Below are 12,863 nucleotides of genomic sequence, written 5' to 3'. Positions count from 1 at the left end.
CGCGCGCACTCCCCCGGGAGGGTGATCAGTCGCCGGTCGCGGCCAGCCGGCGCGCCTGCGCGAGTGCGCGCCGTTCGGCGAAGAAGCGTTTGAGCATATCCGACGCCTCATCGGCGAGCACGCCGCCCACCACGTCGGTATGGTGGTTGAGCTGCTCCTGCGCGAACAGGTCGAGCACCGAGCCGCAGGCGCCGGTCTTGGGATCGCATGCGGCGTAGACCACGCGCGCAAGCCGCGCATGCATCATCGCGCCCGAGCACATCGCGCACGGCTCCAGGGTCACGTACAACTCGCAGCCCGGCAAGCGGTAATTGCCGAGCTTTTCGGCGGCCGCGCGCAGCGCCACGATTTCGGCGTGCGCGGTCGGGTCGCGGGAGCCGATCGGCTGGTTGCAGCCAGTGGCGATCACCTCGCCGTCCTTGACCACCACCGCGCCCACCGGCACCTCGCCCAGTGACCAGGCGCGCTGGGCGGCGGCCAGCGCCAGCTCCATGAAGCGCTCGTCAGGCATCGGTGATCTCGGCCCAGCAGTTGGGGGTCTCGTGCAGTACCAGCTTGTGCAGGCGCAGGCCGGTCCCGTAACGGTCGGTATAGGCGGCCTTGAGGATCTCGAACGCGGCCTGGGCCAGGTTCTCGACCGTGGGAATGCGGTCGATCACGACCGTCTTGTGGCCAGGCAGGCTGGCCAGGAATTCGCGCACCCGGTCGTCCTTTTCGTAGACGAGGAAGGCGTGGTCCCAGACATCGACCAGGTGCTGCTTGGCCAGCGCCTTGACGTCGGAGAAGTCCATGATCATGCCGTTGTCGGAATTGCCGTCGGCATCGATCACGTCCCCAAGCAGGGTGATCTCGAGCGTGTAGCGGTGGCCGTGCAGGTTGCGGCACTGGCTCTTGTGGTCAGGAATGCGGTGCCCGGCGTCGAACTCGAGCTTGCGTGTAATCGTCAGCATGGAAGCTTAGGGAATCTGTAACAGTTTATGGGTCTGGAGGCTGAGCTTCCACTTCGGGTTGCGGCGGCAGGTCTCGATCGCCAGGCGCGTGTTGTGCGCGGCCAGCGGGCCGTCCATCGGCTGCACGTAAAAATTGTCGAACTGCAGGTGCTCGTAGGCCGCCAGGTCCTGGCCCGTCTGCGGGATCACGACCTTGATTTCGTTGCCCTTCTCGACCACCAGGGTGCTGCCCATCTTCGGGCTCACGCAGACCCAGTCCACACCGGGCGGGACCGGAAGCGTGCCGTTGGTTTCGATTGCGATGGTAAAGCCGCGCGCATGCATGGCGTCGATCAGCGCGCTGTCGAGCTGCAGCAGCGGTTCGCCGCCGGTAAAGACCACGTATTTGCTCGCCGGCCAAGCTGCCGGCCACAGGCTGTCGATTTCGCTCGCGAGGTCCGCCGCGTCCTTGAACTTGCCGCCACGCTCGCCATCGGTGCCGACAAAGTCCGTATCGCAGAACTTGCAGACGGCATCCGCGCGGTCGCTTTCTCGCCCAGACCACAAGTTGCAGCCGGAAAAGCGGCAGAACACGGCCGGACGCCCCGAGTGTGCGCCCTCGCCCTGCAGCGTATAAAAGATTTCTTTGATGCTGTAAGTCACATTGAGCCTTTCGTAACCTTTCATTATACCGCGCGCGCCCCAAACCGCCGATGCGCCCTGCATTTTTTCCTTCTTTGCGCTGGCGCAAGATGTTCGGCGTGATGGGGTTGAGGCTGAACAATATTCGCCCAGCGCCGGGGCGTAACCTTCTGTACGGAAACTTCTTAATCAGGTCGGAAGGGATGCCATGCTCAGTGTAAGAAAGCGACTTACCCGCGCGGTGTTAATGCTGGCCTTGCTGGCGGCCTGCGGCCCGGCGCTGGCGGCGCCCGCCCGGCTGTCGGCACCGGTGTCGGCAGCGCTGCTGATCCTGCTGGTCGTCGGCGCCGCCTTTTGCCTGGGATGGCACAAGATCCGGTCCGACGACCGGGCCGCCGAGGCCGATGACCGCCTGGAACAGGAACGCGACGCGCTCGAACAGGCAGAACGCGAGCTGGCCGACAGCCACAGCCTGCTTTGCAAGCTGGTGCTCGAACAGGCCGGCGTACGTGATGCCGAGCGCAGCCGCATTGCGCGCGACATCCACGACGACCTGGGCCAGACCCTGTTGTCGCTGCGGGTCGATATGTCACTACTGGAGCTTTGCACGAGCACGATGCATCCCACCGCGCACGAAAAAATCAGCGACATGGGAACGAAGCTCGATTACGCGATCCGCACGTTGCGTGTCGTCATCAACGACCTGCGGCCGCTGGGTCTGGGCGAAGGGCTGCGGGCCGCGATCGAGCGCCAGCTTGCTGAATTTTCACGCGTCACCGGCATCACGCATTGCCTGGATGTGAACCCCGAAGCGCTCGCGCACATCGCCGGCCAGCGCGCGCTGGAAGCCATCTTGTACCGGGTCACGCAGGAGGCCCTGGCCAACGTGGCGCGCCACTCCCACGCAAGCCGCGTCCGGGTGAGTCTGCACAGCGACGGCGAGCGCCTGATGCTGCGGGTGCAGGATGACGGCGTCGGGCTCGCCGCCGGCGCACTGGAACGCGGATACGGCCTGGCCGGGATGCGCGAACGGGCCCGGATTGCCTGTGGCGAACTGAGCATTGAGCGCGGCCCCGGGGGCGGAACCGTGCTGGCGCTCTGCCTACCGCTCGTCAAGGAGACTGTCGCTGGTTAAGCCTACGCTCGTCCTTCTTGCTCTACATCAATTAATAAGCTGCCGACGACAGGCACAATGCGCCTTGTCAGCAGTCAATTAATTGCTTAACGGACAGAGGACGGCCCATGACCAGCTCCAGCATACAGCGCCTGATCGGCTCCTCGGCAAGCGGCCATGACCGGGCGTTTGCCAGTCAGTTGATGGAAATGCTGGCCATTCCGGTGTTCGTGCTGGACACCGATTCGCGGGTCATGATCTGGAACCGGGCCTGCGAACGCCTGACTGGGGTCCAAGCCGCCGAAATCGTCGGCACCGACCAGCACTGGCGCACCTTCTACGAGCAGCGGCAGCCGACGTTGGCCGACCTGGTGCTGCAGAATCGGCTTGATGATATCCCCCACGCGTGCCACGACGCGGTGCACGGCAACCTGTCCGCCGAAAGCTGGTGCGACATGCCGCGCCTTGGCCGGCGGCGCTACCTGGCGGCCGACGCCAGCCCGATCTTCGACGAGCGCGGGACGATGTCGGCGGTGGTCGAGACGCTGCGCGACCAGACCGACGAAAAGCTGGCGCAGATCGCGCTCCAGCAGCTCGCCACCCGCGACGGCCTGACGGGGCTGGCGAACCGCCGCTGCTTCGACGAGACCCTGCACGCCGAATGGGCGCGCGCGCTGCGCCAGAAGCAGCCGCTGTCGCTGTTGATGGTCGATGTCGACAACTTCAAGGCCTACAACGACGCCAACGGCCACCTGGGCGGCGACGAGTGCCTCAAGCGTATCGCCACCGCGGTGGCGAGCGAAATGCGCGTGAACGACCTGGTCGCACGCTACGGCGGCGAGGAGTTCGCCGTGATCCTGCCCAACCAGTCGCTCAAGGGCGCGGCCGCGGTGGCCGAGCGCATCCGCTGCCGGGTCGAGCGGATGCAGGTGCCCCACAGGCTGGCGCCGACCCAGCACGTGACCGTGTCGATCGGCGCCGCCACCGCGATCGCCGGGCCGGACAACGATGCCAGCCAGTTGATCGCCATCGCCGATGCGGCACTGTACCGGGCCAAGCACCTCGGCCGTAACCGCATCAGCCTGCCGGTCTGAGCCCGGCACTCACGAGGACACGCGGTCCCAGCCGAGCCGGATCGCGTCCTTGAACCGATCCCAGGTCGAGGGCCCGCCGGCGTTACGCGCCTCCCAGTTGTGGCGCAGTTCGTTTTCCACCTGGTTCCAGGACAGGCCCTTGTACTTGTCGTTGCGGGCCATCTCGTAGCCGTAACGGTAGGCCGGCGCGTACTCGTCATAGGAGCCGCCGGCGGGTGCGTAGTTGCTGTTCCAGTGGCTACGGTAGATGTCGTTCAGGTCGGATTCGGACCTCATGCGCTCCCAGCCGTGGCGGGCCGCCGCCTTGAAGCGCTCCCAGGTGGGCGCCGCGCCGGGGCCCTGGCGCGTTATCCAGCCGTTCTTCACGTCGTTTTCGATATCGTTCCAGCTTCGGCCCCGGTACTGGTCGCTGCCTGCCATCTCGGCGCCGTAGCGGTACGCCGGCGCATACTCGTCGTAGTTGCCACCCGCTCCCGAATAATTCCTGGTCCAGTCTTGCCGGTACTCGTCCTCGAGCAGGGCGCCGCCCAGGCGCTCGATCTGCACCTCGGTGTGGCGCAGTGTGTCGTGAATCTCCTGCTGGCGTTCGGTGACCTGCTTGCCGACCGTCACCTCCTCGACCACGCGCGCGGTCTTCTCGACCACCGGTTCCTCGGCGGTCTCGCGCACCTCGATCTGCTGCTCCCTGAACGCGGTGCTGGCGTCGGCACCCAGCGGCTGGTCAACCTGGTGGCGCTCCACGTTCACATGCTCCTCGCGTAGCCCGATGTTTTCGGTGACCGGGGTTTCGACCACCCGCGAATAGACTCGCACCCCGCCGCGCTGCACCTCGCGCTTGCCGACCTTGAGGCGCTCCTCGATCACGGGAATCGCGGTGGTGCCGGAAACAGAGGTATCGCGCTGCAGCGAGCCCGAGGTTGCGGCCGCACCCTGGAGCGAAGCGCCGGTGGCGGCCCCGGCCTGCTGCGGCTGGTAGCTGGTGGCTTCCTGCCGCGCCAGGCTCTCCATCGTTTGCGTGCCGGCACCCTTGGTCAGGTCAGACTGCGACGACAGCGGAGCACTCTGCTGCATGCCGCCCGCGCCGCTCATGCGCATCGATTCCGGATGCGTTGCCGGCGCCTCGCGGGCCCACTGTTCGACCTTTTCGTCGATGTCCACCGGGCCGTGCTTCTCGACGATGTCGGCGGCGCGCTCCACTTCCGGCTCGTCGGCGGTGGTCACGGTCAGCACGTGGTGCCCGCGGCCCACAGCATCGGTGTATTTCTGCGCATGCGGACTGGTATCGGTGCCGAACAGGCCCTGGAACATGTGGCGGATGTTACCGGTAAAGCCTTCCGGTTCTGGCGGCTCGGCGCGCTCGATGATCGGGCGGCCGGTCACACTGTCGGTCTGGCCGGTGGCGTCGGCCTTCGAAATCTTGACGTCCTGCTTGTTAAAACCCGACGCCAGCAGCTCGTCCTGAGCACGCTCGGCGTCGCTGCGGTCCTCGAAAACCGCTATCAGTATGTGTTGCATTTCGTCCTCCCAAATGTTGAGAAATCACTTTGCAGGCGGGGTATCCTCGTCGAGGCGCTCGACGCTGACCTGCTCCGACCTGAGAATCACCGTGCCTTGGCGGCGCTCCGGATGCCGTACCCGGGTGATGTGCAGCTCTTCCTTGATGCGCACGCGGCGCTCGACCACCAGTTCCTCTTCGAGGACCGGCACCACCAGGGTCTCGCCTTCGTAACGGGTAACGGGCGCCTCGCCGGGCGCGACCAGGCGGTCGACAGGGACATGCCGCACCACCACTTCGTCGCGCGACACGGATTGATCGAATGCGGCCGGATGTTCGCTGACCGTCTTGTGGATGCGTACCCCGCCCCCGGTCTCCACCGTGCGGGTGCCGACCGACAGCTGCTCCTCCACAACGGGCACCGTGGCGGTGCGCGTGTCTCCGGGGTCTCCTGGCGTGCCTGCCATGTGGTCCGCTCCTGCTAAGATGCTCGCGTCAGTCTTTTTGAATTTACCTGATTCGCCACGCCGACCGCGCACCATTGACCCCCCTCAAGTTTCATCCTGACCCCGGCGCGATGCTGGTCACTTCGCTTCCCATGTCATGGAACGAACCGGAGAACCGAAATGGAGATGAGCTCGCTCGCGCCGGACGTCCCCGTCCTGCGCCCACCGGAAGAACACCTCGCGCTGCCGCACGAGGACGTGGTGGCGCTGCACCGGACGGTGCCTGAGCCGCCCAGTGACGCCGACCGCCTGCTGCGCGCAATGGTCGGCCACATTACCCAGGGCATCGCGCCAACCAGCCTGACGCTGGCCGGGCTGGACTGGATCGCCCACCTGGCGCTGTCGCCGGCCAAGTGGCAACGCCTGCTGGAAAAGGCATGGAAAAAGGACATGCGCTGGCTCGCCTACGCGATCCGCAACCTGCTCGGCATGCCGACCGAGCCGTGCATCACCCCGCTGCCGCAGGACCGGCGCTTTCGCAGCGACGCCTGGCAGCGCTGGCCGTACAACCTGCTGCAGCAAGCCTTCCTGCTCAACCAGCAGTGGTGGCACAACGCTACCACCGGCATCGACGGCGTCACCCGCCACCACGAACAGCTTGTCGCGTTCGTTGCGCGGCAACTGCTCGACACGGTGTCGCCGCTGAACTTCGTCGCCACCAATCCGGACGTGATCGCCGCCACCATCGAAGAAGGCGGCCTGAATTTCGTGCGCGGCCTCACCTACTGGGCCGAGGACATGCAGCGCCGCGCCAGCAGCCAACCGCCACCGGGTGCCGAGCAGTTCCGGCCGGGCCACGAAGTCGCGCTCACCTCGGGCGAGGTCATCTACCGCAACCGGCTCATCGAGCTGATCCAGTACCGGCCCAAGACCACGACCGTGGCCGCCGAGCCGATCCTGATCGTGCCGGCCTGGATCATGAAGTACTACATCCTCGACCTGTCGCCGCACAACTCGCTGGTGCGCTACCTGGTCGAGCACGGCCATACGGTATTCATGATCTCATGGCATAACCCGACCGAAGCCGACCGCGAGCTTTCGCTGAACGACTACCTCGACGACGGGGTAATGGCCGCGATCGACGTCATCCACGCCCTCATCCCCGGGCATCCGGTCAACGCGGTCGGCTACTGCCTGGGCGGCACATTGCTCGCGATCGCCGCCGCCGCGCTGGCCTGCAGCGGGCGCAAGCTCCTCAACTCAATGACGCTGCTGGCGGCGCAGACCGATTTTTCCGAAGCGGGCGAACTGTCGCTGTTCATCGACGAAAGTCAGGTCACGTGGCTGGAAGACCTGATGTGGGAACAGGGCTACCTGGACAACCGCCAGATGGCCGGCGCGTTCCGGCTGCTGCGTTCGAACGACCTGGTGTGGTCGCTCGCGGTCCAGCAGTACCTGCTCGGGCGACGCCAGCGGATGAACGACCTGATGGCGTGGAACGCGGACACCACGCGCATGCCGTACCGCATGCACAGCGACTACCTGCGGCGGCTGTTCCTGCGTAACGACCTGTCCTCCGGCCGCTACCGCGTCGACGGCAAGCCGGTCGCGCTGACCGACGTGCAAAAACCGATCTTCACCGTGGCCACGATGAGCGACCACGTCTCCCCGTGGCGTTCGGTGCACCGGATCCACCTGCTGGCCAATTGCGACGTGACCTTCGTGCTGACCAACGGCGGGCACAATGCGGGCATCGTCAGCGAACCGGGGCACCGGGGCCGGCACTACTACATCGGCGAGCGGCACCGGGGCGACTGCTATATCGATGCGGACACCTGGCTGGACCAGGCAACGCGGCGCGACGGCTCGTGGTGGCCGGCGTGGATCGACTGGTTGCGGCATGAATCGCACGCGCCGCCGGTGCCGGCGCGCCAGGTGGGGCCGTCGCTTGCGCCGGCGCCGGGGACCTATGTGCTTGAACGGTGAGGTGAAAAGGGATGTGAGGTTGCGCGCGCTTTGACCACATTGACTCGCGGTTCCACTAGGCCACTTTCGCGCACCGCGTGCGCACAGGTGCGCACCCTACGATCTGCTACGGCTACGGGCTTCGGCAGGCCGTAGGGTGCGCACCTGTGCGCACGCGGTGCGGCGCCGGCACGTCACCGACGTATCCAACGGAAGGCGCGCGAGACACAGGAAAAACTGGCGGATAACTCGCGTGCAAGCAAACCCGTCAACTAAACGGATTATTCACCGTCTTCACATCCGGCGGCGGCAGCCGGTCCGGCAGCGCCTGCGCTTCCAGCTTCGCCACCACCTGCCCCAGCAACTCATGCAGGATCCTGGCCGCGGCCAGCCCCTGCCGGTCCGCCGTCAGGTCCAGATCGCCCGACAGCGAGATCCGGTCGAGCCGGTTCTCCAGCGTCAGGTTGCCGACATGCAGTACGTCAGCCTCGTTCGCAAACGGCTCGAAACCGCCCTTGCCCTTCTTCATCATGCCCCCCGTTTCTTCTCGCGAATCTTCGGCAGGCGCAGCATGCGTTCCTTCTGCGCCTCCGACAGCGACGGCAGCAGCTCGATGCCGACGATCCGCTCCAATTCCGCAACCGGAATCACGTTCGGCTGCGCGTCCGCCCGGTTCTCAATGAACCAGGCGGCGCCCGCCTTCTGGCGCGGGCTGTAGACCACCTTGTACAGGTGGCTCGGCACCAGCACATTGCCGACCTTGCGCAGGTTCTTGCCTAGGAAGGCCGGCCCGGTAATCACATACAACGCACCCTCGCGCTTGGCCATCTTGCGCACCGCGCCCTCAATGGCGGCCCAGACATGGCGGTTGTTGTCGCCGTCCTGCGGGACCATGTTGGCCAGGGTGAAGCTCTCCTGCTGCGAGCGCCGGTCCGGCATGTCGCCGTTCGGCGCCATGTGCCCGCGGTCGAAGCCGCTGCGCGCATAATCGGACAGCTCGGCGCGCTCGGCCGGTGGCAGCTTGGGTTCGGCGTGGAACGAGTTTTCCCGGCTCAGCCCCTGGGCTGCCTCAACGTTGTCGGCCTTCAGGAATTCAGCCGACCACAGGGGCGTGCGCGTGAGCCCCGAATGCATGACGCCGAACACACCGTAGCATAACTCGCGGGTGGCAGGGGCCAGCTTGGGATTGCGGATTTCGGGCAGGCGCCCCTCGACATAGTGGGCAGGACAGCCGCCGGCCCAGGCGGCGTTGCTCGCCAGCGCCGCGCACAGCAGCGCCACGCGGGCCAGGGTTTTGTGAAACATGCTTAACTTTGTGAAACAAAAGTCACATTGTAGCTGAGGCGCCATTGCCACGCGACTCGATAAATTTCTGCCAATTAATTGTCATTAAGGCTAGAATGTTTCCGCCCGGCTCGGGCTGGAGGAGAGACGTTCATGCAAATAACGAATTTCAGGATTGGCTTTCGGCTCAACTTCGCTTTCGCGCTGACCATTGCCCTGCTGGCGGTGGTGGTCGCGCTCGGCGCCACCGAGCTACGGGCTGCCGCTGGCGCGATCGAGCAGCAGGCCACGCTGCATGGCGCAGCCTCCCCCGCCGCATTGACCGCGAGTAGCGCCGCGCGCCGCGCCGCGGTGGCGCTGCTGGTGCTGGGGGCCGGCGGCGCCTTCCTTTCCGTGCTGACCGGCTGGGTGATCGCCGGCGGTATCGTCCGTCCCGTCCGTCATGCGGTGAAAGTGGCGCGCACGGTTGCCGCGGGCGACCTCGCGAGCCACATCGAAGTGCGCTCGCAGGACGAGGTCGGGCAGCTGTCCGCCGCGCTCAAGGAGATGAACGAAAGCCTCTCGTCGATCGTCATGGGCGTGCGCAACGGCACCGCCGAAATCCACCGCGCCTCCAGCGACATCGCCTCCGGTAACCGGGATTTGTCGCAACGCACCGAGACCCAGGCCGCCGCGCTGCAGCAGACCGCGGCCTCGATGGAGCAGTTGCTGGGCACCGTGCGCCAGAACGCCGACAGTGCGCAGCAGGCCAACCAGCTGGTCATGTCCGCCTCCGCCGTCGCGCAGCGCGGCGGCGCCGCGGTGGGTGAAGTGGTGGCCAAGATGGATGCGATCAACGTGGCCTCGCGCAAGGTGGTCGACATCATCGGCGTGATCGATTCGATCGCGTTCCAGACCAACATCCTGGCCCTGAATGCGGCGGTCGAGGCTGCGCGCGCGGGCGAACAGGGCCGCGGCTTTGCCGTGGTCGCCGGTGAAGTACGCACCCTCGCCCAGCGGTCAGCCGCCGCTGCGCAACAGGTCAAGGCGCTGATCGGCGACTCGGCCGGCCAAGTGGATGCCGGCGCCAGGCTGGCAACCGACGCCGGCCGCACCATGGAACAGGTAGTGGCCAGTGTGCAGCGCGTGGCCAACATCATGTCGGAAATTAGCGCCGCCAGCGCGGAGCAGGTGGCCGGAATCGAACAGGTCAATTCAGCCATTGCGCAGATGGACCAGACGACCCGGCAGAACGCCGCGCTGGTCGGGCAGGCGGCGGCCGCCGCGACGGCGATGCGCGAGCAGGCGCGCCAGCTGGCCGATGCGGTGGGCGTGTTCCGCCTTGCCGGGGGACGCGCGGGGGAACCGGCCGCCGGCAGGCAGGCGCTGGCGGCACCGCGCACGATTGAAACTACCTTGCACGGAGGAATGTAATAGAATGTTGTCTTCTTTTTTACGTTCCAGGCGGAAAGTGCAATACCGGCGATGGAAAGAACACCGATTCCGGAGGAACTGCAGCGTTTTGTGCTGACCAGTATTCCTTCGGTCCCATTTTTGGAAGCGCTGCTGCTGCTGCGTGGCGACCCGGCCCAGCAGTGGCACCCTGACACGCTGGCGCGGCGGCTGTATATCCGCGACCGGATGGCACAGTCCCTGCTTGAGGACCTGTGCCGGGCCGGAATGGCTGTGCGGTGCGCGCCGCCGGCGGAGCATTGCTTCCATTACCAGCCATCGTCAACGGCGATGCGCAGGAGGATCGACCAACTAGCTGATCTGTATTCGAAACAACTGGTCGAGGTGACCACGCTGATTCATTCGAGTCTCGAGCGCAAGGCGCAGCAGTTCGCCGATGCTTTCAAGTTGCGAAAGGATTCTTAAAATGGGCGAAATCATTTACACCCTGTGCACGCTCACCTCGCTCGCGTGCGCCTGGCTGCTGTACGGTAGTTATCGACGCACCGGGCACCGGCTGCTGTTCTGGAGCGGCTCTTGCTTCGCGGTGATGACAGTCAATAATATCCTGCTCCTGCTCGACAAGCTGGTGTTACCGACCACCATCAACCTGGTGACGGCCCGCCTGGGGACCGCGCTGGTGGCCGTGCTGCTGTTGCTGTTTGGTCTGATCTACGAAAAAGAATGACATGAACAATCTTCTCGCCGGCGCAATCATGATGGGCTCGCTTGTCATCGCGCTGTTCTTCCTCCGCTTCTGGCGCAGCACGCGCGACCGTTTCTTCCTGTACTTTGCGCTGTCGTTTTTCATCCAGGGTGCGCACCGCCTGTATCCCGCGCTCAGGGACGAAGGCGAGGATTCTCCGCTGCACTACTTGATCCGGCTGGCCGCGTACGGGCTGATCCTGTGGGCGATTTGGGAAAAGAACATGCCGCAAAAGACGCGCGGCTAGGCCACTACCAGTCAATCGACTCAAGCACCCCGGCCATGCGCGGCCAGCACAGCTTGCGTACTTCTTCCCGTCCAACCCAGCGGAAGCTGTCCACCTCCGGCGTCGGCTTGCCGGTCGTACGGTGTGCAAAGAAACTGCTGCACGCCAAGTGATCGAGCGTCGGCAGGTCGTCCCCCACATCGATGCGGAACAGGTGCAGGCGCTTGGCGGGCCGGTAGTCGAACGGGCCCAGGTCGACGAAGCGATCGATTGCAAACACCAGCCCGGTCTCCTCGTACAGCTCGCGCATCGCGCCCTGCAGCGGCGTTTCCCCCGGATCCTGCTCGCCTTTCGGGATGTCCCACTTCGCCGTGTGCGTCGTGTGACACAGCAGCACCTGGCCACGGCTGTTGACCACCAGGGTGCCGCATGAGGTCGATTGCCTGCTCACCGGCGACGCTCCCCGGCAGGCATCGCCGACGTTAAGGTAGACGGAATCATCCTACACCCCTGCCATGAACAGTCCTATTCATTCCCCCTCGATGCGAGCTTAAGATGGCCTCGCCTCTTCCCGATCAGCCTGTCACCCGACATTGATCCGGCAGGGGATTCGTTCAATTCGAAAAGGAGGACGATATGACATCGAATACCAATAACAGCAACAGTAACAACAAGCAGAGCGGCAATCACGGCAACGACCAGAGCAGCAACCGCGGCTTTGCTTCGATGGACCCGCAAAAGCAGCGCGAGATTGCATCCGAAGGCGGCCGTGCCGCACACGCTTCGGGTCATGCCCATGAGTTCACGCCGGAGGAAGCACGTGAAGCTGGCCGCATGAGCCACAAGAACGACGGCAACCAGCAGTCGGACAACCGCGGCAGCAATACCGGCAGCCAAAGTGGCGGCCACAATACCGGCGGACACAGCTCCGGCGGTCATAACACCGGTGGCCACAACACCGGTGGTCACAACACCGGCGGCCACCGCTAACGCGCCGTAACATGGCGCGCCCCGCCAGGCGCGGGGCATGCAAGGCTGGCGACCGACTTGTCGCCGGCTTTTTTTATCCGATCACAGCAGCTTTTTGCCTTGAGCCAGGACCTTGTCGCACACCTGCTTCGTGACTTGCTTGGTCATGTCGGAACCGGAGAGGTCGAACTGCTTACCGTTGTTGGCGTGCAGCAGCCCTTTTTGCCCGTCGGTGTACCCGCTGTCGGACGAGGAGGCCCCGCCAGGCAGCTTGGCCACCAGTTGGTCCTTCACAGAGGACGCCTCTGCGCCCCCAAGGTAGTTGTTGCCGATACAGTACTGCAGCAAACCCGCCACATTGCCCATACTCCCAGACGTGAGCGAACCGCCGCCCAATTCGCCGGCCAGTCCCTTCAGGCTGCTGGTGCTGCCCGCCCCCTTGTTGAGCAGACCCTCGACCTGCGCCTGCACACCTGTCGCCGGGATTGCTACGGCCAGCAACAGGCCCGCAATACGATATCCGAATGCTCTCATGGCTCCCTCCTTGCGGTAGGTAATCACA

The 12,863-nt window shown here is 65.2% G+C and carries 17 protein-coding genes; 8 read left to right on the top strand and 9 right to left on the bottom strand.

The genetic code is table 11. The annotated features are described in order from the left end of the window. Nucleotides 1-25: 25 nt before the first annotated feature. The 3 genes from tadA to queE are packed head-to-tail and all read right to left on the bottom strand — an operon-like array spanning nt 26 to nt 1,592. Nucleotides 26-511, bottom strand: a complete 486-nt coding sequence (tadA, locus tag E4O92_RS02160) for a tRNA adenosine(34) deaminase TadA (RefSeq protein ID WP_135188104.1) — start codon at nt 509-511, stop codon at nt 26-28. Beyond that, on the bottom strand, nt 504-950 hold the full coding sequence (gene queD / locus E4O92_RS02155; protein ID WP_135188103.1) for a 6-carboxytetrahydropterin synthase QueD: 447 nt from the start codon (nt 948-950) through the stop codon (nt 504-506). The genes tadA and queD overlap by 8 nt, the downstream gene beginning before the upstream one ends. 6 nt (nt 951-956) lie before the next feature. Continuing rightward, nucleotides 957-1,592: a 7-carboxy-7-deazaguanine synthase gene (queE, locus tag E4O92_RS02150; RefSeq protein ID WP_135188102.1), complete on the bottom strand. Its 636-nt coding sequence runs from the start codon at nt 1,590-1,592 to the stop codon at nt 957-959. A 226-nt stretch (nt 1,593-1,818) separates the two neighbouring features. Between queE and E4O92_RS02145 the strand changes: the two genes are divergently transcribed. Together E4O92_RS02145 and E4O92_RS02140 are read left to right on the top strand one after the other, a co-directional pair. After that, nucleotides 1,819-2,706, top strand: coding sequence for a sensor histidine kinase (locus tag E4O92_RS02145; protein WP_167759669.1), 888 nt, complete (start codon nt 1,819-1,821; stop codon nt 2,704-2,706). A 107-nt stretch (nt 2,707-2,813) separates the two neighbouring features. Next, nucleotides 2,814-3,779 carry a sensor domain-containing diguanylate cyclase gene (locus E4O92_RS02140; RefSeq protein WP_167759668.1) on the top strand — a complete coding sequence of 322 codons (966 nt, stop codon included), beginning with the start codon at nt 2,814-2,816 and terminating at the stop codon, nt 3,777-3,779. Nucleotides 3,780-3,788: 9 nt separating this feature from the next. Here the strand turns inward: E4O92_RS02140 and E4O92_RS02135 are convergent, their stop codons facing one another. Beyond that, nucleotides 3,789-5,294, bottom strand: coding sequence for a YsnF/AvaK domain-containing protein (locus tag E4O92_RS02135; RefSeq protein WP_135188100.1), 1,506 nt, complete (start codon nt 5,292-5,294; stop codon nt 3,789-3,791). Nucleotides 5,295-5,318: 24 nt separating this feature from the next. After that, nucleotides 5,319-5,741, bottom strand: coding sequence for a YsnF/AvaK domain-containing protein (locus tag E4O92_RS02130; protein ID WP_135188099.1), 423 nt, complete (start codon nt 5,739-5,741; stop codon nt 5,319-5,321). Nucleotides 5,742-5,906: 165 nt separating this feature from the next. Between E4O92_RS02130 and E4O92_RS02125 the strand changes: the two genes are divergently transcribed. Next, entirely contained in the window at nt 5,907-7,706 is a 1,800-nt protein-coding gene (locus tag E4O92_RS02125; RefSeq protein WP_206076797.1) for a PHA/PHB synthase family protein, read from the top strand. 247 nt (nt 7,707-7,953) lie between these two features. Here E4O92_RS02125 and E4O92_RS02120 read toward each other — a convergent pair whose 3' ends face one another. Both E4O92_RS02120 and E4O92_RS02115 read right to left on the bottom strand, forming a co-directional pair. After that, nucleotides 7,954-8,217 (bottom strand): hypothetical protein, encoded by a 264-nt coding sequence (locus tag E4O92_RS02120; protein ID WP_229482952.1) that lies wholly within the window; start codon nt 8,215-8,217, stop codon nt 7,954-7,956. Then, nucleotides 8,214-8,990 carry a DNA/RNA non-specific endonuclease gene (locus tag E4O92_RS02115; protein WP_135188097.1) on the bottom strand — a complete coding sequence of 259 codons (777 nt, stop codon included), beginning with the start codon at nt 8,988-8,990 and terminating at the stop codon, nt 8,214-8,216. The genes E4O92_RS02120 and E4O92_RS02115 overlap by 4 nt, the downstream gene beginning before the upstream one ends. Before the next feature lie 132 nt (nt 8,991-9,122). On the opposite strand from E4O92_RS02115, the gene E4O92_RS02110 reads away from it, so the two are divergent. From E4O92_RS02110 to E4O92_RS02095, 4 genes are read left to right on the top strand one after another with little or no spacing between them, the layout of a single operon-like run. Next, complete coding sequence (locus E4O92_RS02110; protein ID WP_135188096.1) at nt 9,123-10,382, top strand: methyl-accepting chemotaxis protein; 1,260 nt, start codon at nt 9,123-9,125, stop codon at nt 10,380-10,382. 51 nt (nt 10,383-10,433) lie between these two features. Continuing rightward, complete coding sequence (locus E4O92_RS02105) at nt 10,434-10,826, top strand: hypothetical protein (RefSeq protein WP_135188095.1); 393 nt, start codon at nt 10,434-10,436, stop codon at nt 10,824-10,826. Between the two features lies 1 nt (nt 10,827). Continuing rightward, nucleotides 10,828-11,088 carry a DUF5985 family protein gene (locus E4O92_RS02100; RefSeq protein WP_135188094.1) on the top strand — a complete coding sequence of 87 codons (261 nt, stop codon included), beginning with the start codon at nt 10,828-10,830 and terminating at the stop codon, nt 11,086-11,088. A 1-nt stretch (nt 11,089) separates the two neighbouring features. Continuing rightward, nucleotides 11,090-11,353 carry a DUF5985 family protein gene (locus E4O92_RS02095; RefSeq protein WP_135188093.1) on the top strand — a complete coding sequence of 88 codons (264 nt, stop codon included), beginning with the start codon at nt 11,090-11,092 and terminating at the stop codon, nt 11,351-11,353. 4 nt (nt 11,354-11,357) lie between these two features. On the opposite strand, the gene E4O92_RS02090 is transcribed toward E4O92_RS02095, so the two are convergent. Next, the gene (locus E4O92_RS02090) at nt 11,358-11,783 is read right to left on the bottom strand and encodes an NUDIX hydrolase (RefSeq protein ID WP_135188092.1); all 426 of its coding nucleotides are present in this window, start codon (nt 11,781-11,783) and stop codon (nt 11,358-11,360) included. A 185-nt stretch (nt 11,784-11,968) separates the two neighbouring features. Here E4O92_RS02090 and E4O92_RS02085 point away from each other — a divergent pair, with 185 nt between their 5' ends. Further along, a complete protein-coding gene (locus E4O92_RS02085; RefSeq protein WP_135188091.1) occupies nt 11,969-12,322 on the top strand; it encodes a KGG domain-containing protein in 354 nt (117 codons plus the stop codon). A gap of 81 nt (nt 12,323-12,403) precedes the next feature. On the opposite strand, the gene E4O92_RS02080 is transcribed toward E4O92_RS02085, so the two are convergent. Then, a complete protein-coding gene (locus E4O92_RS02080) occupies nt 12,404-12,835 on the bottom strand; it encodes a YjjA family protein (protein WP_135188090.1) in 432 nt (143 codons plus the stop codon). Nucleotides 12,836-12,863: the final 28 nt, after the last annotated feature.

This window comes from Massilia horti (assembly GCF_004614195.1).
GTDB lineage: Bacteria > Pseudomonadota > Gammaproteobacteria > Burkholderiales > Burkholderiaceae_D > Telluria > Telluria horti.
This window is presented reverse-complemented; position numbering and strand designations above follow the sequence as displayed.